Genomic DNA, 26,516 nt, shown 5'->3' on the forward strand with positions numbered 1-26,516 from the left:
CGGCAGACCACTCGCCAAGACCCGCGTTTCGCCCTTCGCAGCACTCCGCCCCACTGGATGAGATCCAGCGGGGCGGAATTAACCAACAGCGTCCGACCTGGCGCGGGCCCCGAGCGGGGGCAGCGAGAAGAGGGCGCGCACCGAACCGGCGCGCGCCCTCTCCTCGTACAACTGACTAGTCCTGCTTCTTCCGCCGCGTGCCGAAGACGATCTCGTCCCAGCTCGGGACCGCCGCTCTGCGGCCCGGGCGGACGCCGTCGGCCTCGGCCTGGCGGTCGGTCGCGCCGACCAGACGGTCGCGGTGGCTGCCGACCGAGCGGGGCATGAGGACGTCCGCGTAGGCGGAACCGGCGCCGGCCGAGGCGGCGGGAGCCGGGGGCTCCTCCGACTCGGGCTCGGGGGCAGGCTCCTCCGCGGCGGGACGCTCCGTGGTGGCGGGCCGCTCGGGCACCACCATGTCGCCCCTGAAGCTGGGCACCGCCTCCAGGAGACTGGTGAGCGAATCCCGGTCGTTGGTGGACTCCTCGACCGGCTCGGGGGACGGCGACGGAATGCTCGGCCGCTCCATCTGCCGGTCCAGGGCGCGGTCCAGCGGACGGTCGCGCGGCAGGCGTGCGATCCGGGGTACGAACGGGAAACTCGGCTCGGGCGCCGCGAGATCGTCGGACTCGCCGATCAGCGAGCGGGCCTCGTCGTCGACGGCCTGGACGAGCCGCCGCGGCGGGTCGTACGTCCAGCTTGCCGAGTGCGGCTCACCCGCGACCAGGTAGACCAGCAGGACTTCCCAAGTGCCGTCGTCACGACGCCACGAGTCCCACTGGACGGTGTCCTTCTCGGCGCCGCGCAGCAGCAGTCGCTCCTGGACGGCCTCGCCGAGCTGGGGTCCGGCGTTCTCACCGGGACGGCGGACGGGAGTCTTCCGGGCGCGCTCGGCCATGAAGGCGCGCTCGGCGAGCACGGGCCCCTCGAAGCGGCGCACGCGGTCGACAGGGATTCCGGCGAGTTGGGCGACTTCCTCCGCGGAGGCGCCGGCACGTATACGCGCCTGGATGTCTCGGGGGCGGAGATGGCTCTCCACCTCGATCTCGATCTGGCCGAGGCGGGGACGGTCGCCGCGTACGGCGGCGCGCAGACGCTCGTCAATCGGAAGCGTGTACTCCGTGCTGTCCGCAGCCTTCAGCACCAGCCGTGTGCCGTCGTTAGAGACGGCCACGACACGCAGTTCGGGCATGGGGACCTCCCGGGTGGTGCCTGCCGACGTCACGTGCGTCGCTGCTTCCGCTAGTCGAGTGTGGCCTGCCCGGGTGCAGCCTGCCACAACCTTGCCGAGTTGCCCGGCGTGTCGGGCACGGGCCCGGGATCGCCGTTATGGCACGGTTACCTATTCGCAACGCTAAGTGACGAACTCCATCACCCTGTGCAACGAGCCCCCTCCCGGCGGACCTGCAAGGCCCCGGACACCCTGGCGGGAGTCCGGACCCAGGGCTCGCAACAGTACTCCATTCGGGCCATGTGCGTGGATCGGCGCGCCGCCCAACTTCTAGTGGGGGGTGGTAGTTGGTCGCCCGATGCGCCGTTTTCGTGACCATGAAACGTGGCGCACTTCACGGAATCGCCAGAAATGGAACGAATCGTTTCGCCTGTACGTCCCTTTCTCGTGCAGTAGGTCGATCAAGTACGGGAAGGTCGATCGAGTTCGGAAGGGCGGGCAAGGTCCGGAAATGCGTGAGAAGTCGGATGCCGAGGGAGAACCGAAGAAGAAGCGGGTGGATCTGAGCGTTCCGCAAGTGGCGGGCAGCGCCGTGGCCGCGGTGGTGGCGGCCAAACTCGCCTCCTACTTCGGGGTGTACGGGACGATCCTCGGCGCCGGAGTGGTGAGCGCGATCGCCACCTGCGGAGGCACCGTCTTCCAGCACTTCTTCAAGCGCACCGGCGAACAGATACGCGACGTGACCGTCCCGGCCAAGCCGAAGGCCCAGCAGGCGCCAGTCCCGGGCGAGTTCACCGAAGGAACCGTCTACCGCGCGCGGGTCAAGAGCTGGAAGCGGCCGGTGGTCGCCGCGGCGCTCGTCTTCGGCGTCACGATGGCGGGCATCACCACCTACGAACTGGTGTCGGGGCAGAGCTTCAGCGGCGACGGCAGGACCACGACCGTGGGCGACGCCTTCAAGGACAGCGGTTCCGGTTCCAACTCGGAGCGTTCGGAGCCCAGTACGACGCCTTCGACCGGGTCCTCCTCCCAGGAGCCGTCCTCATCCGGCGGCAGTGCCGGTGCTGCTCAGGACGACGGCGACAGCGGTACGCCCCCCACGCCGACGCCGAGTTCCGGCGCGTCCTCGGACGCGGAGGCCGGGAACGCCACCCCGACCCCCACACCCAGCACGCCTACGAGCCCAGCACCCGACGCAAGTAGTCATTCGCAAAGCGCCGATCCGGGTCGAGCCGATCCCTCAGGGCAGTGAACTCGCCGAAGCGCGGATAGACCTTGGCGAAGTACTCCGCGTCGCGCGTGTGCACCTTGCCCCAGTGCGGCCGCCCCTCGTGCGCGGTGAAGATCCGCTCGGCGGCGGTGAAGTACGCCTGATAGGGGGTGCCCCTGAACATGTGGACGGCGATGTACGCGCTCTCCCGCCCCGACGCCGTGGAGAGCGCGATGTCGTCGGCGGGGGCCGTGCGCACCTCGACGGGGAAGCTGACCCGCAGGGACGAGCGGTCGACCATCGCCTTCAGCTCGCGCAGCGTCTCGACCAGGGCCTCGCGCGGCACGGCGTACTCCATCTCCACGAAGCGCACCCGGCGCGGAGAAGTGAAGACCTTGTAGGGAATGTCGGTGTAGGTCCGCGCGGACAGCGCGCGGCTGGAGATCTTCGCGATCGCCGGGATGGTGGCGGGCACGGCGCGGCCGAGCAGATTGGCCGCGTGGAAGACACCATTGGAGAGGAACTCGTCCTCGATCCACCCGCTCAGCTGACCGACCGGCTTCTCGGGCCCCGCACTGCGGTTGTTGCGCTTGGTGTTGCAGTTTCCGGTGTGCGGGAACCAGTAGAACTCGAAGTGCTCGTTCTCGGTGAAGAGGGCGTCGAACTCGGCGGCGACCTTGTCGAAGGTCATCGGTTCCTCGCGCGCCGTGAGCAGAAATATGGGCTCTACGGAGAAGGTGATCGCGGTGACGATCCCCAGGGCGCCGATGCCGATCCGGGCCGCGGCGAAGACCTCCGGGTTCTCCGTCTCGGAGCAGGTGAGTACCGAGCCGTCCGCCGTGACCAGCTCAAGTCCCTTGATCTGCACGGCGATCGAGGCCGAGTCACGCCCCGTGCCGTGCGTTCCGGTGCTGGTCGCCCCCGAAACCGTCTGCTCCATGATGTCGCCCATGTTCGTGAGCGACAGCCCCTCGCGCGCGAGGGCCACGTTGAGACGCTTGAGCGGGGTGCCCGCCTCAACGGTGACCGTGCCAGCCTCGCGATCAATCCTGCGGATGCCGGTCAACAGTTGAGGGCGGATCAATACGCCGTCGGTCGCGGCGGCGGCCGTGAAGGAGTGCCCGGTGCCGACGGCCTTCACCTTCAGACCGTCGTCGGCTGCCTTCCGTACGGCAGCGGAGAGTTCCTCGACGGAGGCGGGAGCGACCTCCCGGACCGGACGGGCGGTGACGTTCCCCGCCCAGTTACGCCACGTGCCGCTCTTCCCGCTCACTGTGGTGCTCATGGGACCCTCCCCGCTGCGGAACCGGCCTGCTGAGCCGGCGATACCCGAGGAAACCGACCGCGACCGCGACGGCTCCGGACACCGCCGGAACCCCGTACCCGGCCTTCGCACCGGCGGCGTCGATCACCCAGCCGGCCACGGAGGAGCCGAGCGCGACCCCGACCGCGAGTCCGGTGCTCACCCAGGTCATTCCCTCGGTCAGTTTCGCGCGTGGTACGTGCTGTTCGATGAGGGACATCGTCGTGATCATCGTGGGAGCGATGGAGAGTCCCGCAACGAACAGCGCCACGGCCAGGAACGGCAAGTTTCCGACCAGTAGGAGGGGGATCATACTCACGGCCATCGCGCATATGCCCAGCAGCCACCGACGTTCGGGCGCCCCGTTGAAGTGCAGCAGTCCGAACACGGCTCCCGCGACACAGGAGCCCGCCGCGTACAGCGCCAGGACGATGCTCGCGGCGCCCTTGTGGCCCTGTTCCTCGGCGAAGGCCACGGTGACCACGTCGACGGCCCCGAAGATCGCCCCGGTCGCCACGAACGTGGCCACCAGGACCTGGAGTCCGGCCGCGCGCATCGCCGAACCGCCGGTGTGGTGCTCGCGCGGATGCGGCACGGGCTCGGTCGCGCGCTGGGAGGTCAGCCAGAAGACACCGGCCGCGAGGAAGCAGGCGGCGAGCAGCGGCCCGGCCTCCGGGAACCACACCGTGGACAGGCCGATGGAGATGATCGGCCCGAAGATGAAGCAGATCTCGTCGACCACGGACTCGAAGGAGTACGCGGTGTGCAATTGCGGCGTGCCCCGGTAGAGGGCCGCCCAGCGGGCCCGGATCATCGCGCCGATGCTCGGGACGCAGCCGATGCCGGCCGCACAGACGAACAGCACCCAGTCCGGCCACCCGAAGTGTGCCGTGAGCAGCAGCCCGGCGGCAGCGGCGAGCGCGAACAGCGTCACGGGGCGCAGTACCCGTCGCTGCCCGTACTGGTCCACCAGACGCGAGACCTGCGGGCCGAGGACCGCGGCGGCCAGCGCCATGGTTGCCGACAACGCCCCCGCGAGCCCGTACCGTCCGGTGAGCTGGGAGATCATCGTGACCACGCCGATGCCCATCATCGAGAGCGGCATCCTGCCGAGGAAGCCCGCGGCGGAGAAGCCCTTGGAGCCGGGGGCGGCGAACAGGGCGCGGTACGGGCTGGGCACGGGGGTCTCCGTCGGCTCGGCCCGGCCACCCGGTCACCACGGGCGGTCCGAACTCGGGTAAGGCGTGAAGCTGGCCGATACAGCTTACGGGTTAGGTGACCCTAACGCACGCCCTCCGCGTGGCCACTGTGCGCCTTCGCGCCTGGCCGCCGGCCGCCTCGCCGTGCGGCCTGGCGCGTGCCCGCTTGTCGTCTTGCCGTGCGGCCTGGCGCGTGCCCGCTTGTCGTCTTGCCGTGCGGCCTGGCGCGTGCCCGCTTGTCGTCTTGCCGTGCGCCTTCGCGCCCGCCAGCCTGTCGCCTCGCCGTGTGCCTTCGCGCCCTACCGTCGTCGGCCTTGCCGTGCGCCGGCACGCCGCTCATCCCGCACCCTCCTGCGCGCCGTGCCACCGGGCGACCCGCTTCCTCCCGTCACCCCGCCGTTTCCCGCCTGTCAGTGCCGGGTGGCAGGATCGGAGGCATGCCAGATGCGCTCGATCCCACCCCCTACGACGCCCTGCTCCTGCTCTCGTTCGGCGGCCCCGAAGGCCCGGACGACGTCGTTCCGTTCCTGGAGAACGTGACGCGGGGGAGAGGCATCCCCAAGGAACGGCTCAAGGAAGTGGGGCAGCACTACTTCCTGTTCGGCGGGGTCAGCCCCATCAACGATCAGAACCGAGCCCTGCTCGACGCCCTCCGCAAGGACTTCGCCGACCACGGCCTGGACCTGCCCGTCTACTGGGGCAACCGCAACTGGGCGCCGTACCTGACGGACACCCTGCGCGAGATGGTCGCCGACGGCCGCCGCCGCATCCTCGTTCTCGCCACCAGCGCCTACGCCTCCTACTCGGGCTGCCGCCAGTACCGCGAGAACCTCGCCGAGTCCTTGGCCGTGCTCGAGGGGGAGGGCCTGGAGCTGCCGAAGGTCGACAAGCTGCGCCACTACTTCAACCACCCCGGCTTCGTGCGCCCCATGGTCGACGGCGTCCTGAAGTCCCTCGCCGAACTGCCCGAGGACGTACGCGAGGGCGCGCACCTCGCCTTCACGACGCACTCCATCCCCGACGCGGCCGCCGACACCTCGGGGCCGGTCGAGGAGCACGGCGGCGGCGGTGCGTACGTCAAGCAGCACCTGGACGTCGCCCGGCTGATCGTCGACGCCGTCCGCGAGGAGACGGGGATCGAGTACCCCTGGCAGCTCGTGTACCAGTCGCGCTCCGGAGCCCCGCACATCCCGTGGCTGGAGCCCGACATCTGTGACCACCTGGAGGAGCTGCACGGCGCCGGCGTCCCGGCCGTCGTGATGGCGCCCATCGGGTTCGTCTCGGACCATATGGAGGTCCTGTACGACCTCGACACGGAGGCCAAGGCCAAGGCCGAGGAGCTGGGTCTGCCGGCGCGCCGCTCGGCCACCGTGGGTGCCGACCCGCGGTTCGCCGCCGCGATCCGTGAACTCGTCCTGGAGCGTGCCGCGAAGGAGAGCGGGCAGCGGGTGACCCCCTGTGCCCTCGGCGCGCTCGGCGCGAGCCACGATCTGTGCCCGGTGGGCTGCTGCCCGGCCCGTGCCCCCAAGCCCGCCGCCGCGGGCGCCGACAGCCCGTACGCGTGAGGAGCCCCGTGACCGAGCCCCTGTACACCGAACTGCTCCAGCTCGCCCACGAGGCCGCCCGGCGCGCGGGCGAGCTGCTGCGGGACGGCCGCCCGGCGGACCTCGCGGTCGCCGCGACCAAGTCCAGCCCGATCGACGTCGTCACCGAGATGGACATCGCCGCGGAGAAGCTGATCACCGACCTGATCTCCGAGCACCGACCGGACGACGGCTTCCTCGGTGAGGAGGGCGCCGACACGGAAGGCACCAGCGGCATCCGCTGGGTCATCGATCCGCTCGACGGCACGGTCAACTACCTCTACGGACTGCCGACCTGGGCCGTGTCCATCGCCGCCGAGCGGGACGGCGAGGGGATCGTCGGAGTCGTCGCGGCGCCGATGCGCGGCGAGACGTACCACGCGGTGCGCGGCGGCGGAGCCTGGGCCGTCGGGGCCTGGGAAGGGGAGCGCCGGCTGACCTGCAGGCCGGCGCCGCCGCTTGACCAGGCACTGGTCTCGACCGGCTTCAACTATGTGGCCGAGGTCAAAGCCCACCAGGCCGACGTCGCCCAACGCCTCATCCCGCTGCTGCGCGACATCCGGCGCAGCGGTTCGGCGGCGGTCGACCTCTGCGACGTCGCGGCGGGCCGCCTCGACGGCTACTACGAGCGCGGCCTCAACCCCTGGGACCTCGCGGCGGGCGACCTGATCGCCCGTGAGGCGGGCGCCCTGACCGGTGGACGCCCCAGGGAGCGCCCCGCACGCGATCTGGCGGTCGCCGCCTCACCCGGTGTCTTCGAGCCCCTCCAGCGGCTTCTGGAGGAGTTCGGCGCCTGGCACGACTGACGGCGCCCGCAGTTGGCGTCGCGTACAACCCGCCGTTGGCGGCGCGTACAACAGGCGGCGCACAGAGCGGGGCCCCGGCACTGGATCGATACCGGGGCCCCGCTCTCGTACGAACTGATCAGACGCGTGTCGCGCCGACCTCCACACCGTGCTCGGCGGCGAGGCGGTGCAGGTCGTCGAGCTCGGCCTGCTCGACCTCCGCGAGGAAGTCGTCGCCCGTTTCGCGAGCCCGCGTCAGGTCGGACTCGGTCGCCCTTATGCGCTGCAGAAGTCCTGCGGTGAATGCGTCCATGCTGCGCCCCCTCGTCCTGGGTCGTGGGTCGGTGGCACGGGGGTGTGCCGTTCGGAAGGGGCGATCACGTCTCCAGATGGGTGCCCAGCGCTGCCCAGGCTGGGCGGCGACGGTGCCGGACACCCACGCCCGCTCTGCGGAAGCGGTTGGACGTACCACAAGGTGGCTTGCCACATGCAGAGCGTGATCGCGGGGTGTAAAGCCGTCCTCCCCCCGCTCCCTTCCGCAGAAACCTCAACCCGACGAGAAAATCTCGCATTCCCGGGCCCCCGGACCGTCTTCTCGGGTGCTTCCCACCGCCTTACAGCCGGTTTATGGCCGAAAAGGGCAGGATGGAGGCCTCATCCGTGACAGACCTGCCCGCGTGGTGCCCTGAAGCGCGCTGCGCGGGTGGACAGAGGAAGGACAAGCGACGTGCGCGTACTCGTCGTCGAGGACGAGCAACTGCTCGCCGATGCGGTGGCCACCGGACTGCGCCGGGAGGCCATGGCCGTCGACGTCGTGTACGACGGTGCGGCCGCCCTGGAGCGCATCGGCGTCAACGACTACGACGTGGTCGTCCTCGACCGCGACCTCCCGCTCGTGCACGGTGACGACGTCTGCCGCAAGATCGTCGAGCTGGGCATGCCCACACGCGTGTTGATGCTCACCGCCTCCGGCGACGTCAGCGACCGCGTCGAGGGCCTGGAGATCGGCGCCGACGACTACCTCCCCAAGCCGTTCGCGTTCAGTGAGCTGACGGCACGCGTGCGTGCCCTCGGACGCCGTACGAGCGTGCCGCTGCCGCCGGTCCTGGAGCGCGCCGGGATCAAGCTCGACCCCAACCGCCGCGAGGTCTTCCGCGACGGCAAGGAGGTCCAGCTCGCGCCGAAGGAGTTCGCCGTCCTGGAGGTGCTGCTGCGCAGCGAGGGCGCGGTCGTCTCCGCCGAGCAGCTCCTGGAGAAGGCCTGGGACGAGAACACGGACCCCTTCACCAACGTCGTACGGGTGACGGTCATGACCCTGCGCCGCAAGCTCGGCGAGCCCCCGGTGATCGTCACCGTGCCCGGCTCCGGCTATCGGATCTGATCCACCGTGGCCGCGACTCCCGCGCCCCCCGCGGCGCCCCCCAAGCCCACCTGGGACCCCAGAAGGCCGGAGCCCCCGTTCCCCTGGCTGCGCCCGACCATCCGCATACGGCTCACGCTGCTCTACGGTGGCATGTTCCTGATCGCCGGCATCATGCTGCTGTCGATCATCTACTTGCTCGCGGCGCAGGCGCTGAATACGGGCAACGAGCCGCTGTTCAAGATCGTCGGCGGTAGCGCGATCAAGGTCACCAGCACCATGTGCCCCGCGGTCGACGGGGGCAACAATGTGCCGCTCGACGAGTTCAACAACGCGATCAGCACCTGCATCGACCACCAGCGCCAGGCCGCCCTGGACAACCTGCTCAGCCGCTCGCTGCTCGCCCTGCTCGGCCTTGCCATCATCGCCTTCGCCTTCGGCTACGCGATGGCCGGCCGGGTGCTCTCGCCGCTCGGCCGGATCACCCGCACCGCGCGCGCGGTGGCGGGCTCGGACCTGTCCCGGCGGATCGAACTGGACGGCCCGGACGACGAGCTGAAGGAGCTGGCGGACACCTTCGACGACATGCTGGAGCGGCTGCAGCGAGCCTTCACCGCCCAGCAGCGGTTCGTCGGGAACGCCTCGCACGAACTGCGCACCCCGCTCGCGATCAACCGCACGCTCCTGGAAGTACATCTGTCCGACCCGGGCGCGCCGACGGAACTGCAGCAGCTCGGCAAGACGCTGCTCGCCACCAACGAGCGCAGTGAGCAGCTCGTCGAGGGTCTGCTGCTGCTCGCCCGCAGCGACAACCAGATCGTGGAGCGCAAGCCCGTGGATCTCGCCGAGGTCGCCTCGCAGGCCGTCGACCAGGTGCACGCCGAGGCCGAGGCCAAGGGCGTGGAGATCCGCGGGGAACGCGCCGCGGCGGTCGTCCAGGGCAACGGCGTCCTGCTGGAGCGGATCGCCCTCAACCTCGTCCAGAACGCCGTCCGGTACAACGTGCCGGAGGGCGGCTGGGTCGAGGTCACCACACAGGTCCAGCACGGCCAGGCGGTCCTGGTGGTGTCGAACACGGGTCCCGTGGTGCCCGCGTACGAGATCGACAATCTCTTCGAGCCCTTCCGCCGGCTGCGTACAGAGCGCACGGGCAGCGACAAGGGCGTGGGCCTCGGCCTTTCGATCGCGCGGTCGGTGGCCCGCGCCCACGGGGGCCATATCGTCGCGGAGCCGCGCGAGGGAGGTGGGCTCGTGATGCGCGTCATCCTTCCCATCTGAGACCATGTCGCCGACACGCGACGATGTTCGCTTTGCGCGGAATTTTCTGGTCACCCACCAGGGAGGCCCGTGTGTGATCGATCACAAGGGCGATTTTCCGGCCATCTACTCTCCGTGATCATGCAAGCTGTCGGAAAGCCGGGAAAATCCGGGTTTTCGGGGGTCCTGATCACGGGAAGTACACGGTGGGACGCCTTTGAAGTGCGACCTTCGGACCGTGTACGGTCCGCATCGCCATCCAAGCCGATCACTCTTGAGGAGTCCGGTTGGGTGTCGATTGAGTAACAGACCTTGATGTGAGGCAAAATCTCCGCCTCGGGTCGGGCACAAGTCCGGCCTCTCACGCGTTACGTGCGCTGGAGACACCGCAGACACCCAGAGGGGGAGAGCGACATGGCAACGGATTACGACACCCCACGCAAGACCGACGACGACGTCGACTCGGACAGCCTTGAAGAACTGAAGGCTCGCCGGAATGACAAGTCGACCTCGTCCGTCGACGTAGATGAGTTCGAGGCCGCAGAAGGCCTGGAGCTGCCCGGAGCCGACCTCTCGAACGAGGAGCTGGCCGTCCGGGTCCTGCCCAAGCAGCAGGATGAGTTCACTTGCATGAGCTGCTTCCTGGTGCACCACCGCAGCCAGCTGGCCCGCGAGAAGAACGGTCAGCCGATCTGCCGCGACTGCGACTGAGGCAGGGTCGGCCGTGACTGGCTCGACCCCTCCTTGGAAGCGCCGCTTCCCCGCGCGGGAAGCGGACGAAGGGCCGTCCGACGGCTCTGAAGGCGTGCGTGACGACGAGCGGGGCTCTTCCGAACCGGGATCAGCCTCGCTCGAGCGGGCGCCCGCCACAGGCGGCCTGCCGGCCTCCGCGGGCACTCCCGCGCCCGTCGCCAGGCGCCGCGTGGCAGTCCTCCGGGACGGGGTCAGGAAAGGCGTCCAGAAGGGCGGCAGCCGGGCCAGGGCGGGCCTTGCGTACATCGCCGACCGGATCATCGACATGGCCCCGCGTGTCCCCGTACGGGACCTCGCGACCCTTCGCAGGCAGTTCCCGGACATCGGTCCCGAGCAGCTCGCGGACAAGCTCGTCGCGGGCGCGGCCGCCGCGACGTCCACGGTCGGCGCCGGGATCGGCGCGGCCGCGATGCTGCCGGTGCCGCCCGCCATGCCCACTGAGCTGGCCGCCGAGATCACCGGCGTCGCCGCGATCGAGCTGAAACTGATCGCCGAGCTCCATGAGGTCTACGGCCTGCGGCCGCCGGGCACTCTCACACAGCGCAGTACCGCGTATCTGAACTCCTGGTCCGGGGAGCGCGGGATCGACGTGACGAAGCCGTCGACGATCAACGCCGCGTTGGGCGGCCAGATGAAGCGTGAGCTGCGTCAGCAGATCATGAAACGCATGGTTCGGGATCTGCCCAACCTGATGCCCTTCATGGTCGGCGCGGCGGTCGGGGCGGTCATGAACCGCCGCGACACCAAACGCCTCGCGGGGCGCATCCGGAAGGACCTGCGCAAGGCCCAGGTGCCGTGGGACGCGCTTCCGGAACTGCCTCCGCTGGAGAAGCCCGCGGATCCCCTGCGGATGGGAGAGATCCCCAAGGAGCTGGGGCGCTAGCCCGCGGGGTGCGCCGCTCGCCCGCGGGCGGATTCTCTCGGTGGTTGCGACGATTTCGGCACCGCCGGACGGGGCGGCGCGGCGCCGCTGCGGCGGATCGCCGATGCGGCGGACAAGACTGCGGACTGCGGGGCTACGCCGCCGCTCGCGCCGCCTCCAGCGCCGCCGCGAGGCGCTGCGGCTCCCTCGTGGACAGGTACAGGTACGGCGTCGGGTCCTGCGGGTCCGTGACCTGGACGCGCAGGGCGGTGGGGATGTAGGCGCGCAGGAGCATGAAGGCGCGGGGGTCGGCCTTGTACGTGCGCCAGGCGCGCGCCTCCTCCTGGTCCATGATCTCGGCGTCGCCGAGGGCCGCGACCGGGATCTTGGCGTCGCCCGCGATCAGGGAGTCGCCCACGACGCGGATGCGGATCGAGCCGTACGAGCTGGCTACGACCGCCGACACCGCGGTACCGCCGACCAGGGCGCCCAGCAGCGGCAGCGTGCCGAACGGGAGGAAGATCAGCGCCATCGCGAGACCGACCAGGAAACAGATCGCCCACCAGGTGCGGGGCGCGGTGAGGCGTTCTTCGTACGGCGAGGCGGAGAGCTGCATGAAGTCAAGCTTGGCACGGTGCCAACAGTTGGTGGACGCGCGGGTAAGGTCTGCGGCTGTGAGTGGTACTTCCGCAGCTCTGACGCCCCCCGCAGACGCCGTCGCGCCGGTGCGGCACCCCGACGCGCCCGCCCCGGGCGAGCTCCTCGGGGCCCACTACGAACACTGTTTCGGGTGTGGCGGGGAGCAGTCTCATGGACTGCACCTGGAGGCCCGCGCCGGGCAGGGTGTCCGGATCACGGCGGAGTTCACCGTGCGGCCCGCCCACCAGGGCGCCCCGGGTCTCGCGCACGGCGGCGTCCTCGCCACCGCGCTGGACGAGACGCTCGGCTCGCTGAACTGGCTGCTGCGCACGATCGCCGTGACCGGACGGCTGGAGACCGACTTCCGCCGCCCCGTCCCCGTCGGCAGCGTCCTCCACCTGGAGGCCGAGGTCACCGCGGTGGCCGGGCGGAAGATCTACTCCACCGCCACCGGGCGGCTCGACGGTCCCGACGGACCCGTCGCCGTCCGCGCCGACGCCCTCTTCATCGAGGTGAAGGTCGACCACTTCATCGACAACGGCCGCCCGGAGGAGATCCGGGCCGCCATGAACGACCCGGACCAGATCCGGCGCTCCCGCGCCTTTGAGGTGAACCCGTGACGAGTCAGCCCCGTCAAGACGTCGCCGTGCTGATCCGGCGCGTCGACCCGGAAGTCCCGCTTCCCGAGTACGCGCACCCCGGTGACGCGGGAGCCGATCTGCGCACCACCGAGAGCCGGGAACTGAAGCCCGGTGAGCGAGCGGTTCTGCCCACGGGAGTGTCCATCGCGCTGCCCGAGGGGTACGCGGCCTTCGTGCACCCGCGTTCCGGGCTCGCCGCTCGCTGCGGTGTCGCCCTCGTGAATGCCCCGGGGACGGTGGATGCCGGGTACCGTGGGGAGATCAAGGTGATCGTGGTGAATCTCGACCCGCACGAGTCCGTGCGGTTCGAGCGCTTCGACCGGATTGCCCAACTGGTCGTCCAGCAGGTTGAGAAGGTCCGCTTTCAGGAGGTCGCGGAGCTTCCCGACTCGGCGCGGGCTGCAGGGGGCTTCGGGTCCACTGGAGGTCATGGAGCCGTGGGCAGCACAACGGGTGGGAATCGATACGCTTCGGTCGTATCCGACCGGGAAGGACAGTGACGTGTTCGGACGTCGCAAGAAGGGCAGTGCCGCCGAGGACGCGGCGGGCGAGGCCGAGCAGGTCGTCGACGAGTTCGACACTGAGGCGGACGAAGAAGCCGAACGCGAGCGCGTGCGGCTCGAGCCCGAGCCGCGGCCCGACGGGCCCTGGGACAGCTCCGAGGTCCGCGATCCGGCCGAGGGCCGGGTGGACCTGGGTGGTCTTTTCGTGCCCGGAGTCGACGGCATGGAGCTGCGGGTCGAGGTCGCGGGCGACGCGATCGTCGCGGCCACCGTCGTCCTGAAGGACAGCGCCATCCAGCTGCAGGCCTTCGCCGCTCCCAAGCGCGAGGGCATCTGGGGCGAGGTGCGCGAGGAGATCGCCTCCGGCATCACCCAGCAGGGCGGTGTCATCGATGAGGTCGAGGGCCCGCTGGGCTGGGAACTGCGGGCGCAGGTGCCGGTGCAGCTGCCGGACGGCACCGGTGGTTTCCAGGTCGTGCGGTTCGTCGGTGTGGACGGCCCCCGCTGGTTCCTGCGCGGAGTGATCTCCGGGCAGGGCGCGGTGCAGCCGCAGGCCGCGGGTCTGCTGGAGCAGATCTTCCGGGACGCGGTCGTCGTCCGCGGCGAGGGTCCGATGGCCCCCCGCGACCCGATCGTCCTGAAGCTGCCGGACGACGCGCAGATGGTGGCCGAGGGTGTCCAGCAGGAGGAGCAGAGCGGTTCCCGCTTCTCCGGCGGCATGGGGCAGCTGCAGCGCGGACCGGAGATCACCGAGGTCCGCTGACGCGCGAGTGACACACGCGTGGGGTTCACGCGAGCTGCGTTGACGCACGAGTCGCGTCGACTGACGAGTGGGGCCGCACTCCCTTCACCAGGGGGTGCGGCCCTTTCGTATGCCCGGCGCCGGCCAAGTTCTCATCCGTGAACGGCAGTTGAGCAGCGGGTCTTTCTTCAGGTCTTGACGGAAGTCTGGTCTGTACCTATGGTCACCGGCCAACGCGTGTGTTCAGTCCCCAGTGCGTCGTTCACATACGAGAACGGATGGCTCCCCACATGCCCGACACCCCCGCAGCCCACCGGCGCAGACGACGCCCGGCCCTGCTCGCCACCGTCACCGCCGCGACCGCCGCCCTGGTCGCCGGATTCCTCTCCTGGCCGGGCGCGCACCAGGCCGAGGCCGCCCCCGCCACGTTCGTGCACCCCGGAGTCACCGTCTCCAAGAGCCAGTTGGACTTCGCCCGCAGCAAGGTCAGCGCCGGCGCCCAGCCCTGGAAGGGCGCGTACGACCAGATGATGGCGAGCAAGTACGCCTCGCTGAGCCGCACCGCCAAGCCTCGCGCAACCGTCGAGTGCGGCTCGTACTCCAACCCCAACTACGGCTGCACCGACGAGCGCGAGGACGCGATAGCGGCGTACACCGACGCGCTCGCCTGGTACATCACCCGCGACGAGCGGTACGCGAAGAAGTCGATCGAGCTGATGGATGCCTGGTCGGCGGTGATCAAGGATCACACCAACAGCAACGCGCCGTTGCAGACCGGCTGGGCGGGCTCCTCGTGGCCCAAGGCCGCCGAGATCATCAAGTACACGTACACCGGCACGTGGGCCAACTCCGGCCGCTTCGCGACCATGCTGCGCAACGTCTACCTCCCCGAGATCATCAACGGCTCCAACTCCAACGGCAATTGGGAACTGTCGATGATGGAGGCCGCCATCGGCATCTCCGTCTTCCTGGAGGACAAGACGTCGTACGACAAGGCGATGTCGAAGTTCCGCACGCGGACGGCCGCGTACATCTACCTGTCCTCCGACGGCTCCGTACCGAAGACCGTGCCGAGCCAGAACCTCGACACCACGGCGAAGATCGTCAACTACTGGCAGGGGCAGTCCACCTTCGTCACCGGCCTCACCCAGGAGACCTGCCGCGACTTCACGCACACCGGGTACGGCATCTCCGCCATCTCGCACGTCGCCGAGACCAGCCGGATCCAGGGTCAGGACCTGTACGGCACGGACGTCGGCGAGCGGCTGCGGCAGGCACTCGGCTTCCAGTCCAAGTACCAGCTGGGCGAGACGGTGCCGAGCTGGCTGTGCGGCGGGTCCCTCAACCTCGGGCTCGGTCCGATCACCGAGGTCGGCTACAACGCCCTGCACAACCGTCTGGGCATCGCGATGACCAACACCCAGAGGCTGACCGAGCAGAACCGCCCGGCCGGCAGCAACAACCTCTTCGTGGCATGGGAGACGCTGACCCACGGGGACAACCCCAGCTGAAGTGCCCGCGGACAACCCGGGCTGAGCCCCACGGGGACAACCCGAGTCGAGTCGACCCATTGCCCGGCCGGGCGCCCGCTGGACATACTGGCGCCCGGCCGACGGGGGAGGGTCATGAGTCAGGTCGTCACGGACACCATGGTGAGCGTCGAGAACGTCCATCGCTCGTACGGCGCCGGTGCCGCCGCCGTGCACGCGCTGCGGGGTGTCTCCTTCGACGTACCGCGCGGGGAACTCGTCGCCCTCAAGGGGCGTTCCGGATCCGGCAAGACGACGCTCCTCAACCTCGTCGGCGGGCTCGACGCGCCGGACGAAGGGCGCATCACCGTCGACGGCCTCGACCTCTCGACGCTCGACGAGAACGGGCTCCTGGGACTGCGCCGCGACCGCATCGGCTTCGTCTTCCAGTCCTTCGGGCTGATTCCCATCCTGACCGCCGCCGAGAACGTCGGCGTTCCGCTGCGGCTGCGCCGGGCCGATCCGCGCGAGCGCGAGGAACGCGTCGAACTCCTGCTCTCCCTCGTCGGTCTCGCCGACCACGCGGCCCAGCGCCCCGGCGAGCTGTCCGGCGGCCAGCAGCAGCGTGTGGCCATCGCTCGTGCCCTCGCCAACAACCCCGCGCTTCTCATCGCCGACGAGCCCACCGGACAGCTCGACGCCGAGACCGGCATCGCCGTGATGGAGCTGCTGCGTGCCGTCGTCCGAAGCGAACACGTCACCGCGCTGGTGGCCACCCACGACGCGACTCTGCTGGGTTTGGCCGACCGGGTCCTCGAGCTGAGCGACGGGGAGATCGTCGAGCACTGACTAGGTGCGGCGGCGTCGGCCACGGCGCCGCACATCAGGGTTGCGTCAAAGACGCCCTGGGCGACCCCTGGCATCCCCTTTGTCGGAATTCTTGGCCGTAAGGTCGACGCTGCGTACACAGTGGTGACAGGAAGACAATAGGGGTCATGGGACGCGGCAAGCTTCGGATCTACCTCGGTGCTGCACCGGGCGTCGGGAAGACGTACGCCATGCTCTCCGAGGCGCACCGGCGCGTCGAGCGGGGAACCGACTGTGTGGTCGCCTTCGTGGAGCACCACAAGCGGTCGCGCACCGAGGTGATGCTGCACGGCCTGGAGCAGGTGCCGCGCAAGGAGCTGGAGTACCGGGGGTCCGTCTTCACCGAGATGGACGTGGACGCCGTACTGGAGCGCGCCCCGGCCGTCGCCCTGGTGGACGAACTCGCGCACACCAATGTCCCCGGTTCGCGCAACGCCAAGCGCTGGCAGGACGTGGAGGAGCTGCTGGCGGCCGGTGTGGACGTCGTCTCCACGGTCAACATCCAGCACCTGGAGTCGCTGGGCGATGTCGTCGAGTCGATAACGGGCGTACGGCAGCGGGAGACCGTGCCGGACGAGGTGGTGCGCCGGGCGGACCAGATCGAGCTGGTCGACATGTCGCCCCAGGCGCTGCGGCGGCGGATGGCGCACGGGAACATCTACAAGTCCGACAAGGTCGACGCGGCCCTGTCCAACTACTTCAGGCCCGGCAACCTCACCGCACTGCGCGAGCTGGCGCTGCTCTGGGTCGCCGACCGGGTCGACGAGTACCTCACCGAGTACCGCAGTGAGCACCGGGTCTCGAAGATCTGGGGCTCGCGGGAGCGGATCGTGGTGGGGCTCACGGGCGGTCCGGAAGGGCGCACACTCATCCGCCGTGCCGCGCGGCTCGCGGAGAAGGGTGCGGGCGGCGAGGTGATGGCCGTCTACATCGCCCGCAGCGACGGGCTCACCTCGGCCTCGCCCAAGGAGCTGGCCGTCCAGCGCACGCTGGTCGAGGACCTGGGCGGAACGTTCCACCATGTCGTCGGGGACGACATACCGGCGTCCCTGCTGGACTTCGCGCGGGGCGTCAACGCCACCCAGATCGTGCTCGGCTCCTCGCGCCGCAAGACCTGGCAGTACGTCTTCGGGCCGGGCGTCGGCGCCACGGTCGCCCGGGAGTCGGGCCCCGACCTGGACGTCCACATCGTCACCCATGGAGAGGTTGCCAAGGGCCGCGGTCTGCCGGTCGCGCGCGGGGCGCGGCTCGGACGCTCCCGGATCATCTGGGGCTGGCTGGTCGGCGTGGGCGGCCCGGTGATCCTGGCGCTGCTGCTGAACGCCTTCGACCTCGGCCTCGCCAACGACATGCTGCTGTTCCTGACGGTGACGGTGGCGGCGGCCCTGCTCGGCGGCCTCTACCCGGCGCTCGCCTCGGCCGCCTTCGGCTCGCTCCTGCTGAACTACTACTACACGCCGCCCCTGCACCGGCTGACGATCGCCGATCCCAGGAACATCGTCGCCATCGTGATCTTCGTCGCCGTCGCCGTCTCCGTGGCGTCGGTGGTGGACCTGGCGGCCCGCCGTACCCACCAGGCGGCGCACCTGCGCGCCGAGTCGGAGATCCTCTCCTTCCTCGCGGGCAGCGTGCTGCGCGGCGAGACCAGCCTGGAGGCACTGCTCGAGCGGGTCCGGGAGACCTTCGGGATGGAGTCGGTCGCGCTGCTGGAGCGGGAGAGCGACGTCGACCCGTGGACGTGCGCGGGCAGTGTGGGTCCGGGACCCTCGGTCCGTCCCGAGGACGCGGACGTGGACATGCCGGTGGGCGACCACATGGCGCTCGCCCTGTCGGGACGCGTGCTTCCCGCCTCGGACCGCCGGGTGCTCGCCGCCTTCGCGGCGCAGGCGGCGGTGGTCCTGGACCGCCAGCGCCTCCAGCAGGAGGCCGACCAGGCGCGCACGCTGGCCGAGGGCAACCGCATCCGGACGGCCCTGCTGGCCGCCGTCAGCCACGATCTGCGCACCCCGCTGGCCGGGATCAAGGCCGCCGTGTCCTCGCTGCGGTCCGACGACGTGGCCTGGTCCGAGGAGGACCGGGCGGAGCTCCTCGAAGGCATCGAGGACGGCGCCGACCGCCTCGACCACCTGGTGGGCAACCTCCTCGACATGTCCCGGCTGCAGACCGGCACCGTCACCCCGCTGATCCGCGAGATCGACCTCGACGAGGTGGTCCCGATGGCGCTCGGCGGCGTACCCGAGGACAGCGTGGAGCTGGAGATCGCGGAGAGCCTGCCGATGGTCGCCGTCGACGCCGGGCTGCTGGAGCGCGCGGTCGCCAACCTGGTCGAGAACGCCGTCAAGTACAGCCCTGACGACGAACCGGTCCTGGTCTCCGCGAGCGCCATCGCCGACCGTGTGGAAGTGCGCGTGGTGGACCGCGGCCCGGGCGTCCCGGACGAGGCCAAGGACCGGATCTTCGCGCCCTTCCAGCGCTACGGCGACGCCCCGCGCGGCACCGGAGTGGGCCTCGGCCTCGCGGTCGCCCGGGGCTTCGCCGAGTCGATGGGCGGCACCCTCAACGCCGAGGACACCCCGGGCGGCGGACTCACCATGGTGCTCACGGTCCGGGCGGTGACCGGCCGGACCGACCTGGCCACGGCAACAACAGCAGCAGCGGAAAGGCAGGTCTCATGACCCGGGTCCTTGTGGTCGACGACGAGCCGCAGATCACCCGAGCCCTCGTGATCAACCTGAAGGCACGCAAGTACGAGGTCGACGCGGCCCCCGACGGAGCCACCGCGCTCCAGCTTGCCGCCGCCCGGCACCCCGACGTCGTCGTGCTCGACCTCGGCCTGCCCGACATGGACGGCGTCGAGGTGATCAAGGGGCTGCGCGGCTGGACCCGGGTACCGATCCTGGTGCTGTCCGCCCGGCACTCCTCCGACGAGAAGGTCGAGGCGCTCGACGCGGGCGCCGACGACTACGTCACCAAGCCCTTCGGCATGGACGAGTTGCTCGCCCGGCTGCGCGCCGCCGTCCGTCGCGCGGAGCCCAACGGGGGCGGCGAGGACGATGTGATCGTCGAGACCGAGGACTTCACCGTCGACCTGGCCGCCAAGAAGGTCAACCGCGCCGGGCGCGATGTCCGCCTGACTCCCACGGAGTGGCACCTCCTGGAGGTCCTGGTGCGCAACACCGGCCGCCTGGTCAGCCAGAAGCAGCTGCTCCAGGAGGTGTGGGGACCCTCGTACGGCACAGAGACGAACTATCTCCGGGTCTACATGGCACAGCTGCGCCGCAAGCTGGAGGTGGACCCCGCGCATCCGCGGCACTTCATCACGGAGCCCGGGATGGGATACCGGTTCGAGGGGTGACCCGGGCCTTTCCAGGCGAGTGAGCGGTGATGGAGGGGGCGGTGCCGCGGGTACGTCGCTGTCGGCGCACCCCGGTACGCTTTCGGTATGAGTGCTGTTCCTCGTTCCGAAAAGCCGGCGGGCCGGTTCCGGCGCATGATAGACCGGCTCTCCTCGTCCCAGGAGGACCTGGAATCCGAGGAGCTGCGGGAGGACGCCGAGACCGCGGGCTGTACGCGCATCGGTGACTGTCACGACCGACAGATCGTCACGGTTACTGGTACCTTGCGCACGGTTACTCTGCGGCCACGGGCCGGTGTCCCGGCCCTGGAGGCCGAGCTGTTCGACGGTTCGGCCGCCCTGGACGTGGTCTGGCTCGGCCGGCGCTCCATCGTCGGGATCGAGCCGGGGCGCAAGCTGATCGCATCGGGCCGCATTTCGATGAGCCGGGGCCGTAGGGTGCTGTTCAACCCGAAGTACGAACTCAGACCGCTTGGACGGGAGTAGCCGGTGACGTCGCTCGACAAGCCGACCGAAGACGCCCAGCAGGATTCGAGGGCGGTGACCGAGGCCGCTCTCTTCGAGGCGTTCGGCGGCGTGCGGGGCATGGTCGAGACGGTGGTGCCCGGCCTCCTCTTCGTCACCATCTTCACGATCAACAAGGACCTGCACTGGTCGGCGATCGCCGCCCTTGGAGTGTCCCTGCTGCTCGTCGTGGCCCGCCTCGTGATGCGGGGCACCGTCAAGCACGCCTTCAGCGGCGTCTTCGGCGTCGCGTTCGGCGTGGTCTTCGCGATGATGACGGGCAACGCGAAGGACTTCTACCTGCCGGGCATGCTCTACACGCTCGGCCTGGCCATCGCCTACATCGTCACCACCCTTGCGGGCGTCCCGCTGATCGGCCTGATCCTGGGCCCGGTCTTCAAGGAGAACCTCTCCTGGCGCACCCGCAACCCCGGCCGCAAGAAGGCGTACGCGAAGGCGAGTTGGGCCTGGGGCCTGATCCTGCTCGCCAAGTGCGCGGTCCTCTTCCCGCTCTACTGGTGGGCCGACACCACCAAGTTCGGCTGGATCCTGATCGCTCTCAAGATCCCGCCGTTCCTGCTCGCCGTCTGGCTGACCTGGGTCTTCCTGGCCAAGGCGCCCGCCCCCATCGACGTGTTCGCCGAGATGGAGGCCGAGGAGAAGGCGGAGAAGGAGCGGGCGGCCGCCGCCGAGGGGAACGAGACGACTGCGGGCCGACACCGTCGAGACGCGTAACCGGCGCCGCTGGGGGCTCTGCCCCCAGACCCCCGCATCGGCCTGAACGGCCTCGTCCTCAAACGCCGGACGGATACGAAAAGGGGGCACCCGGAGATCTCCGGGTGCCCCCTTTTCGTACGACCGCCGATCAGCTCGTCGCGTCCTCGCGGCGCACCGACAGCAGGTCCTCCAGCTGCTCCTCGCGGGCCTGCGCGGCCACGAAGAGGAGTTCGTCGCCCGCCTCCAGGGAGTCCTCCCGGGAGGGAGTGAGGACGCGGGTGCCCCGGATGATGGTCACCAGGGAGGTGTCCTCGGGCCACTCGACATCGCCCACCGTCGTGCCGGCCAGGGCGGACTCCGGCGGCAGGGTCAGCTCGACGAGGTTGGCGTCGCCGTGGCTGAAGCGGAGCAGGCGGACGAGGTCGCCGACGCTGACGGCCTCCTCGACCAGGGCCGACATCAGGCGCGGGGTGGAGACGGCGACGTCGACACCCCAGGCCTCGTTGAACAGCCATTCGTTCTTGGGGTTGTTGACGCGCGCGACGACCCGGGGGACCCCGTACTCGGTCTTCGCGAGCAGGGAGACGACGAGGTTGACCTTGTCGTCGCCCGTGGCCGCGATGACCACGTTGCAGCGCTGCAGCGCGGCCTCGTCCAGGGAGGTGATCTCGCAGGCGTCGGCGAGCAGCCACTCCGCCTGCGGGACGCGCTCGACCGAGATGGCGGTCGGCGCCTTGTCGATCAGCAGGACCTCGTGGCCGTTCTCCAGGAGCTCGCCCGCGATCGAGCGGCCCACGGCGCCGGCACCGGCAATGGCGACCCTCATCAGTGACCGGCCTCCTCTTCAGGGCCCTTGGCGAACGCCGCCTCGACCTTGTCCACCTCGTCGGTGCGCATCATCACGTGCACCAGGTCGCCCTCCTGCAGCACCGTCTGGGAGGAGGGCAGGATCGCCTCGCCCAGCCGGGTGAGGAAGGCCACGCGCACACCCGTCTCGTCCTGGAGCCGGCTGATCTTGTGGCCGACCCAGCCGGAGGAGGTGTGCACCTCGGCGAGCTGCACGCCGCCGGTGGGGTCGCGCCACAGCGGCTCGGCGCCCGAGGGCAGCAGCCGGCGCAGCATTTGGTCCGCCGTCCAGCGGACGGTGGCGACGGTCGGGATACCGAGGCGCTGGTAGACCTCGGCGCGGCGGGGGTCGTAGATGCGCGCCGCGACGTTCTCGATGCCGAACATCTCGCGGGCCACCCGGGCGGCGATGATGTTCGAGTTGTCACCGCTGGAGACCGCGGCGAACGCGCCTGCCTCCTCGATGCCCGCCTCACGCAGGGTGTCCTGGTCGAAGCCGACTCCGGTGACACGACGGCCGCCGAACCCGGAGCCCAGTCGTCGGAAGGCGGTGGGGTCCTGGTCGATCACGGCGACCGTGTGCCCCTGTTGCTCCAGGGTCTGGGCAAGAGCGGAACCCACTCTTCCGCAGCCCATGATGACGATGTGCACGACCGTCCTTCCGAATGTGAATGGTTACCGCTCAGGCTAAACAGGGTCTCAGACCGCCGCCCAAGCTACACAGGCGCGGTCTGTCGGGGGCACCCCTGTGCACGTTCGCCTGCGGGTTTTCCTCGGCCGGCCGACAGTGGGGGGATCAGCGGCGTGTGATGCTGCGAACGCTGGCGACGGTCAGGATTCCGAGGCCGATGAGTCCTGCGGCGGCGCCGATGAGCTCAGCGGTGACGTGCATGGAACCTCCAGAGCCAGGCAGAGATGGGGACTTTTGTCATATAGGCATGCGGATGTCCCCGGCTGCGGAATCCGCAACGGGAGCCGTCCCTGTTTTCACTCGGAGAGCAGATCGGAAGCTCATGCGGGAAGGCGGGTGGGCGACCCCCCGTTCGAACGCTTACGATCCTCTGCGTGTCCAAACTGACCGACGTGCCCAAACGGATCCTGATCGGGCGCGCACTGCGCAGCGACCGGCTCGGAGAAACGCTCCTGCCGAAGCGCATCGCACTCCCCGTCTTTGCTTCCGACCCGCTTTCCTCCGTGGCCTACGCACCCGGAGAAGTGCTGCTGGTCCTCTCCATCGCGGGCGTGTCGGCCTACCACTTCAGCCCCTGGATCGCGCTCGCGGTCGTCGTGCTGATGTTCACGGTGGTCGCCTCCTACCGGCAGAACGTGCACGCGTACCCGAGCGGCGGCGGCGACTACGAGGTGGCCAACACCAACCTCGGTCCCAAGGCCGGACTCACCGTCGCCAGCGCCCTGCTCGTCGACTACGTCCTCACCGTCGCCGTCTCCATCGCCTCCGGCATCGAGAACCTCGGCTCGGCGATCCCCTTCGTGGTCGAGCACAAGGTGGCCTGCGCGGTGGCCGTCATCGTGCTGCTCACGCTGATGAACCTGCGCGGAGTGAAGGAGTCCGGAAAGCTCTTCGCGATTCCGACGTATGTCTTCGTGGCGGGCGTCTTCATCATGATCGCGTGGGGCGCCTTCCGCGGACTCGTCCTCGACGACACCATGCGCGCGCCCACCGCCGACTACCACATCAAGGCCGAGCACCAGGGCCTCGCGGGCTTCGCCCTCGTCTTCCTGCTCCTTCGCGCCTTCTCCTCCGGCTGTGCCGCGCTCACCGGCGTCGAGGCGATCTCCAACGGGGTCCCCGCCTTCCGCAAGCCCAAGTCCAAGAACGCCGCGACCACCCTCGCGGCGATGGGCCTGCTCGCCGTCACCATGTTCTGCGGCATCATCGCCCTGGCCATGACGACCAAGGTCCGAATGGCCGAGAACCCGGCATCCGACCTGATCCACAACGGCGTCGCGGTCGGCGCGGACTACGTCCAGAACCCGGTGATCTCGCAGGTCGCCGAGGCCGTCTTCGGCAAGGGCAGCTTCCTGTTCATCGTGCTGGCCGCCGCCACCGCGCTGGTCCTGTTCCTGGCCGCCAACACCGCGTACAACGGCTTCCCGCTGCTCGGCTCGATCCTCGCCCAGGACCGCTACCTCCCGCGCCAGCTGCACACCCGCGGCGACCGCCTCGCCTTCTCGAACGGCATCGTGCTGCTCGCCGGCGCGGCCATGCTCCTGGTCGTCATCTACGGGGCGGACTCGACGCGCCTCATCCAGCTCTACATCGTCGGCGTGTTCGTCTCCTTCACGCTCAGTCAGACCGGCATGGTGCGGCACTGGAACCGCCACCTCGCCACCGAGAAGGACCAGGCCAAGCGGCGCCACATGGTCCGCTCCCGGGCGATCAACGCCTTCGGCGCCTTCTTCACCGGCCTGGTGCTGGTCGTCGTCCTGGTCACCAAGTTCACGCACGGCGCCTGGGTCGCGCTGCTCGGCATGGTGATCTTCTACGCGACGATGAGCGCGATCCGTAAGCATTACGACCGGGTCGCCGAGGAGATCGCCGCGCCCGAGGGCCCCTCCGACGACAGCGTCCGCCCCTCGCGCGTCCACTCCGTCGTCCTGATCTCCAAGATCCACCGCCCGACGCTGCGTGCCCTCGCCTACGCCAAGCTGCTGCGCTCCGACACCCTCGAAGCGCTCAGCGTCAACGTCGACCCGGCCGAGACCAAGGCCCTGCGCGAGGAGTGGGAACGGCGCAGCATCGACGTACCGCTGAAGGTCCTCGACTCGCCCTACCGCGAGATCACGCGGCCGATCATCGAGTACGTGAAGGGCCTGCGCAAGGAGTCGCCGCGCGACGCGGTTTCCGTGATCATCCCCGAGTACGTGGTCGGCCACTGGTACGAGCATCTGCTGCACAACCAGAGCGCCCTGCGCCTCAAGGGCAGGCTCCTGTTCACGCCCGGCGTCATGGTGACCTCCGTGCCCTACCAGCTGGAGTCCTCCGAGGCGGCGAAGCAGCGGGCCCGCAAGCGGCAGGACTGGAACGCACCGGGTGCGGTGCGCCGGGGCCCGGCGGAGGAACGGCCGAAGGAGCCTTCGGCGTCTTCGTCCTCCTCCGGCTCGTCGTCGAGGACCTCGGGTTCTTCGAAGCGCTGACGGATTCCCGTTCTTCGCAACGCTGACGGATCCGGGTTCGTGGAGGAGCCGACGGATCCGGGTTCTCGGAAGAGCTGACGGATCGTGTCGATCGGCCGGGCGGCGTCCACGTAGACTGGTGGGCTGTTGTCCGGCCGTTCCCCTTTTCTCATCTGGAGTCACCCCACCATGCAGGCAGAACCGAAGAAGTCGCTGGTGGGGGAGGAGTACGAGGTCGAGATCGGTCCCGTCGCGCACGGCGGGCACTGCATCGCCCGTACGGCCGAGGGCCAGGTCCTGTTCGTCCGGCACACCCTGCCCGGCGAGCGCGTCGTCGCGCGCGTGACCGAGGGCGAGGAGGGCGCGCGCTTCCTGCGCGCGGACGCCGTACAGATCCTGGACGCCTCGAAGGACCGCGTCGAGGCCCCCTGCCCCTACGCGGGCCCCGGCCGCTGCGGCGGCTGCGACTGGCAGCACGCCAAGCCGGGTGCGCAGCGCCGGCTCAAGGGCGAGGTCATCGCCGAGCAGCTGCAGCGCCTCGCGGGGCTCACGCCCGAGGAGGCGGGCTGGGACGGCACGGTGATGCCCGCCGAGGGCGACAAGCTGCCGGCGGGCGAGGTCCCGGCCTGGCGTACGCGCGTGCAGTACACGGTGGACGCGGACGGCAACGCCGGGTTGCGTCGCCACCGCTCGCACGAGGTCGAGCCGATCGAGCACTGCATGATCGCGGCGCCGGGCGTCAGCGAGCTGGGCATCGAGCAGCGCGACTGGTCCGGGATGGAGTCGATCGAGGCGATCGCCGCGACGGGATCCCAGGACCGCATGGTGATCCTGGAGCCCCGGCCGGGCGCTCGCCTGCCCCTCGTCGAGCTCGACAGGCCCGTCTCCGTCATGCGCGTCGAGGAGAAGGACGGCGGCATCCACCGCGTCCACGGCCGCGCCTTCGTGCGCGAGCGCGCCGACGGCCGTACGTACCGCGTCGGCAGCGGCGGCTTCTGGCAGGTCCACCCGAAGGCCGCCGACACCCTGGTGCTCGCCGTGATGCAGGGCCTGCTGCCGCGCAAGGGCGAGATGGCGCTCGACCTGTACTGCGGCGTCGGCCTGTTCGCGGGTGCCCTCGCCGACCGCCTCGGCGACAAGGGCGCGGTCCTCGGCATCGAGTCCGGCAAGCGCGCGGTGGAGGACGCCCGCCACAACCTCGCCGACTTCGACCGTGTCCGCATCGAACAGGGCAAGGTCGAGACGGTCCTCCCGCGCACCGGCATCACCGAGGTCGACCTCATCGTCCTCGACCCGCCCCGCGCCGGCGCCGGCAAGAAGACGGTCGAGCACCTGTCGTCCCTGGGCGCCCGCCGCATCGCGTACGTCGCCTGCGACCCGGCGGCGCTCGCCCGCGACCTGGCGTACTTCCGCGACGGCGGCTACAAGGTGCGGACGCTGCGGGCGTTCGATCTGTTTCCGATGACGCATCACGTTGAGTGTGTCGCGATCCTTGAGCCTGCGGCAAAGGGCGCCTGACCTCGGTTCGGGTGGTGTGCGTTATATGCGCTGTGGGCGTTACGGGCGATATCTT

At 69.9% G+C, this 26,516-nt stretch carries 25 protein-coding genes; 18 read left to right on the forward strand and 7 right to left on the reverse strand.

The genetic code is table 11. The features are described from left to right. Nucleotides 1-175: 175 nt before the first annotated feature. Nucleotides 176-1,264: a septation protein SepH gene (gene sepH / locus ACZ4RZ_RS26715; protein WP_467748250.1), complete on the reverse strand. Its 1,089-nt coding sequence runs from the start codon at nt 1,262-1,264 to the stop codon at nt 176-178. Nucleotides 1,265-1,721: 457 nt separating this feature from the next. Between sepH and ACZ4RZ_RS26720 the strand changes: the two genes are divergently transcribed. Continuing rightward, the gene (locus tag ACZ4RZ_RS26720; protein WP_467748252.1) at nt 1,722-2,462 is read left to right on the forward strand and encodes a hypothetical protein; all 741 of its coding nucleotides are present in this window, start codon (nt 1,722-1,724) and stop codon (nt 2,460-2,462) included. On the opposite strand, the gene ACZ4RZ_RS26725 is transcribed toward ACZ4RZ_RS26720, so the two are convergent. Further along, nucleotides 2,386-3,705 (reverse strand): D-arabinono-1,4-lactone oxidase, encoded by a 1,320-nt coding sequence (locus ACZ4RZ_RS26725; RefSeq protein WP_467748254.1) that lies wholly within the window; start codon nt 3,703-3,705, stop codon nt 2,386-2,388. The two genes, ACZ4RZ_RS26720 and ACZ4RZ_RS26725, sit on opposite strands and share 77 nt — an antisense overlap. Next, nucleotides 3,665-4,903: an MFS transporter gene (locus ACZ4RZ_RS26730; RefSeq protein WP_467748256.1), complete on the reverse strand. Its 1,239-nt coding sequence runs from the start codon at nt 4,901-4,903 to the stop codon at nt 3,665-3,667. Before ACZ4RZ_RS26730 ends, ACZ4RZ_RS26725 begins: the two co-directional genes overlap by 41 nt. A gap of 456 nt (nt 4,904-5,359) precedes the next feature. Between ACZ4RZ_RS26730 and ACZ4RZ_RS26735 the strand changes: the two genes are divergently transcribed. Beyond that, entirely contained in the window at nt 5,360-6,487 is a 1,128-nt protein-coding gene (locus ACZ4RZ_RS26735; RefSeq protein ID WP_467748258.1) for a ferrochelatase, read from the forward strand. Between the two features lie 8 nt (nt 6,488-6,495). Beyond that, nucleotides 6,496-7,311: an inositol monophosphatase family protein gene (locus ACZ4RZ_RS26740; RefSeq protein WP_467748259.1), complete on the forward strand. Its 816-nt coding sequence runs from the start codon at nt 6,496-6,498 to the stop codon at nt 7,309-7,311. A 118-nt stretch (nt 7,312-7,429) separates the two neighbouring features. Here the strand turns inward: ACZ4RZ_RS26740 and ACZ4RZ_RS26745 are convergent, their stop codons facing one another. Beyond that, the gene (locus tag ACZ4RZ_RS26745) at nt 7,430-7,603 is read right to left on the reverse strand and encodes a hypothetical protein (RefSeq protein ID WP_167459062.1); all 174 of its coding nucleotides are present in this window, start codon (nt 7,601-7,603) and stop codon (nt 7,430-7,432) included. Nucleotides 7,604-8,017: 414 nt separating this feature from the next. Between ACZ4RZ_RS26745 and ACZ4RZ_RS26750 the strand changes: the two genes are divergently transcribed. The 4 genes from ACZ4RZ_RS26750 to ACZ4RZ_RS26765 all read left to right on the forward strand — a co-directional run bounded on the left by ACZ4RZ_RS26750 (nt 8,018) and on the right by ACZ4RZ_RS26765 (nt 11,543). Beyond that, nucleotides 8,018-8,671 (forward strand): response regulator transcription factor, encoded by a 654-nt coding sequence (locus ACZ4RZ_RS26750; RefSeq protein ID WP_010983842.1) that lies wholly within the window; start codon nt 8,018-8,020, stop codon nt 8,669-8,671. A gap of 6 nt (nt 8,672-8,677) precedes the next feature. After that, entirely contained in the window at nt 8,678-9,928 is a 1,251-nt protein-coding gene (locus tag ACZ4RZ_RS26755) for a sensor histidine kinase (RefSeq protein WP_467748261.1), read from the forward strand. Nucleotides 9,929-10,321: 393 nt separating this feature from the next. Continuing rightward, the gene (locus tag ACZ4RZ_RS26760; protein WP_003997302.1) at nt 10,322-10,618 is read left to right on the forward strand and encodes a DUF4193 domain-containing protein; all 297 of its coding nucleotides are present in this window, start codon (nt 10,322-10,324) and stop codon (nt 10,616-10,618) included. Between the two features lie 13 nt (nt 10,619-10,631). After that, a complete protein-coding gene (locus ACZ4RZ_RS26765) occupies nt 10,632-11,543 on the forward strand; it encodes a hypothetical protein (protein WP_467748263.1) in 912 nt (303 codons plus the stop codon). 133 nt (nt 11,544-11,676) lie between these two features. On the opposite strand, the gene ACZ4RZ_RS26770 is transcribed toward ACZ4RZ_RS26765, so the two are convergent. Further along, nucleotides 11,677-12,138, reverse strand: coding sequence for a DUF3093 domain-containing protein (locus tag ACZ4RZ_RS26770; protein WP_467748265.1), 462 nt, complete (start codon nt 12,136-12,138; stop codon nt 11,677-11,679). A gap of 58 nt (nt 12,139-12,196) precedes the next feature. On the opposite strand from ACZ4RZ_RS26770, the gene ACZ4RZ_RS26775 reads away from it, so the two are divergent. The 9 genes from ACZ4RZ_RS26775 to ACZ4RZ_RS26815 all read left to right on the forward strand — a co-directional run bounded on the left by ACZ4RZ_RS26775 (nt 12,197) and on the right by ACZ4RZ_RS26815 (nt 20,977). Next, complete coding sequence (locus ACZ4RZ_RS26775; protein WP_467748267.1) at nt 12,197-12,781, forward strand: PaaI family thioesterase; 585 nt, start codon at nt 12,197-12,199, stop codon at nt 12,779-12,781. Continuing rightward, entirely contained in the window at nt 12,778-13,302 is a 525-nt protein-coding gene (dut, locus tag ACZ4RZ_RS26780) for a dUTP diphosphatase (protein ID WP_467748269.1), read from the forward strand. Before ACZ4RZ_RS26775 ends, dut begins: the two co-directional genes overlap by 4 nt. A gap of 1 nt (nt 13,303) precedes the next feature. Further along, nucleotides 13,304-14,068 carry a DUF3710 domain-containing protein gene (locus ACZ4RZ_RS26785; protein ID WP_399084325.1) on the forward strand — a complete coding sequence of 255 codons (765 nt, stop codon included), beginning with the start codon at nt 13,304-13,306 and terminating at the stop codon, nt 14,066-14,068. A 269-nt stretch (nt 14,069-14,337) separates the two neighbouring features. Next, nucleotides 14,338-15,558, forward strand: coding sequence for an alginate lyase family protein (locus tag ACZ4RZ_RS26790; RefSeq protein ID WP_467748271.1), 1,221 nt, complete (start codon nt 14,338-14,340; stop codon nt 15,556-15,558). 114 nt (nt 15,559-15,672) lie between these two features. Then, entirely contained in the window at nt 15,673-16,365 is a 693-nt protein-coding gene (locus tag ACZ4RZ_RS26795; protein WP_467748273.1) for an ABC transporter ATP-binding protein, read from the forward strand. A gap of 146 nt (nt 16,366-16,511) precedes the next feature. Further along, a complete protein-coding gene (locus tag ACZ4RZ_RS26800; RefSeq protein WP_467748275.1) occupies nt 16,512-19,058 on the forward strand; it encodes an ATP-binding protein in 2,547 nt (848 codons plus the stop codon). Beyond that, nucleotides 19,055-19,738, forward strand: a complete 684-nt coding sequence (locus ACZ4RZ_RS26805; protein ID WP_467748277.1) for a response regulator — start codon at nt 19,055-19,057, stop codon at nt 19,736-19,738. Before ACZ4RZ_RS26800 ends, ACZ4RZ_RS26805 begins: the two co-directional genes overlap by 4 nt. An 87-nt stretch (nt 19,739-19,825) precedes the next feature. Beyond that, entirely contained in the window at nt 19,826-20,224 is a 399-nt protein-coding gene (locus tag ACZ4RZ_RS26810; RefSeq protein ID WP_365155931.1) for an OB-fold nucleic acid binding domain-containing protein, read from the forward strand. A gap of 3 nt (nt 20,225-20,227) precedes the next feature. Then, nucleotides 20,228-20,977 carry a DUF3159 domain-containing protein gene (locus tag ACZ4RZ_RS26815; protein ID WP_467748279.1) on the forward strand — a complete coding sequence of 250 codons (750 nt, stop codon included), beginning with the start codon at nt 20,228-20,230 and terminating at the stop codon, nt 20,975-20,977. A 130-nt stretch (nt 20,978-21,107) separates the two neighbouring features. Here ACZ4RZ_RS26815 and ACZ4RZ_RS26820 read toward each other — a convergent pair whose 3' ends face one another. Both ACZ4RZ_RS26820 and ACZ4RZ_RS26825 read right to left on the reverse strand, forming a co-directional pair. After that, nucleotides 21,108-21,785, reverse strand: coding sequence for a potassium channel family protein (locus tag ACZ4RZ_RS26820; protein WP_099506151.1), 678 nt, complete (start codon nt 21,783-21,785; stop codon nt 21,108-21,110). Beyond that, entirely contained in the window at nt 21,785-22,456 is a 672-nt protein-coding gene (locus ACZ4RZ_RS26825; RefSeq protein ID WP_467748281.1) for a potassium channel family protein, read from the reverse strand. The genes ACZ4RZ_RS26820 and ACZ4RZ_RS26825 overlap by 1 nt, the downstream gene beginning before the upstream one ends. Before the next feature lie 414 nt (nt 22,457-22,870). Between ACZ4RZ_RS26825 and ACZ4RZ_RS26830 the strand changes: the two genes are divergently transcribed. Both ACZ4RZ_RS26830 and ACZ4RZ_RS26835 read left to right on the forward strand, forming a co-directional pair. Further along, nucleotides 22,871-24,964 carry an APC family permease gene (locus tag ACZ4RZ_RS26830; RefSeq protein ID WP_467748283.1) on the forward strand — a complete coding sequence of 698 codons (2,094 nt, stop codon included), beginning with the start codon at nt 22,871-22,873 and terminating at the stop codon, nt 24,962-24,964. A gap of 168 nt (nt 24,965-25,132) precedes the next feature. Beyond that, nucleotides 25,133-26,461, forward strand: coding sequence for a class I SAM-dependent RNA methyltransferase (locus ACZ4RZ_RS26835; RefSeq protein ID WP_467748285.1), 1,329 nt, complete (start codon nt 25,133-25,135; stop codon nt 26,459-26,461). Nucleotides 26,462-26,516 lie beyond the last annotated feature (55 nt).

It is taken from the genome of Streptomyces sp. NPDC027189, from assembly GCF_055566975.1.

What these genes read in the sequence shown, in the direction of transcription:
- ACZ4RZ_RS26745 (WP_167459062.1), bottom strand. Translation starts at nt 7,603, where the DNA reads ATGGACGCATTCACCGCAGGACTTCTGCAGCGCATAAGGGCGACCGAG.
- ACZ4RZ_RS26720 (WP_467748252.1), top strand. Translation starts at nt 1,722, where the DNA reads ATGCGTGAGAAGTCGGATGCCGAGGGAGAACCGAAGAAGAAGCGGGTG.
- ACZ4RZ_RS26810 (WP_365155931.1), top strand. Translation starts at nt 19,826, where the DNA reads ATGAGTGCTGTTCCTCGTTCCGAAAAGCCGGCGGGCCGGTTCCGGCGC.
- ACZ4RZ_RS26790 (WP_467748271.1), top strand. Translation starts at nt 14,338, where the DNA reads ATGCCCGACACCCCCGCAGCCCACCGGCGCAGACGACGCCCGGCCCTG.
- ACZ4RZ_RS26770 (WP_467748265.1), bottom strand. Translation starts at nt 12,138, where the DNA reads ATGCAGCTCTCCGCCTCGCCGTACGAAGAACGCCTCACCGCGCCCCGC.
- ACZ4RZ_RS26760 (WP_003997302.1), top strand. Translation starts at nt 10,322, where the DNA reads ATGGCAACGGATTACGACACCCCACGCAAGACCGACGACGACGTCGAC.
- ACZ4RZ_RS26805 (WP_467748277.1), top strand. Translation starts at nt 19,055, where the DNA reads ATGACCCGGGTCCTTGTGGTCGACGACGAGCCGCAGATCACCCGAGCC.
- ACZ4RZ_RS26795 (WP_467748273.1), top strand. Translation starts at nt 15,673, where the DNA reads ATGAGTCAGGTCGTCACGGACACCATGGTGAGCGTCGAGAACGTCCAT.
- ACZ4RZ_RS26735 (WP_467748258.1), top strand. Translation starts at nt 5,360, where the DNA reads ATGCCAGATGCGCTCGATCCCACCCCCTACGACGCCCTGCTCCTGCTC.
- ACZ4RZ_RS26800 (WP_467748275.1), top strand. Translation starts at nt 16,512, where the DNA reads ATGGGACGCGGCAAGCTTCGGATCTACCTCGGTGCTGCACCGGGCGTC.
- ACZ4RZ_RS26835 (WP_467748285.1), top strand. Translation starts at nt 25,133, where the DNA reads ATGCAGGCAGAACCGAAGAAGTCGCTGGTGGGGGAGGAGTACGAGGTC.
- ACZ4RZ_RS26820 (WP_099506151.1), bottom strand. Translation starts at nt 21,785, where the DNA reads ATGAGGGTCGCCATTGCCGGTGCCGGCGCCGTGGGCCGCTCGATCGCG.
- ACZ4RZ_RS26725 (WP_467748254.1), bottom strand. Translation starts at nt 3,705, where the DNA reads ATGAGCACCACAGTGAGCGGGAAGAGCGGCACGTGGCGTAACTGGGCG.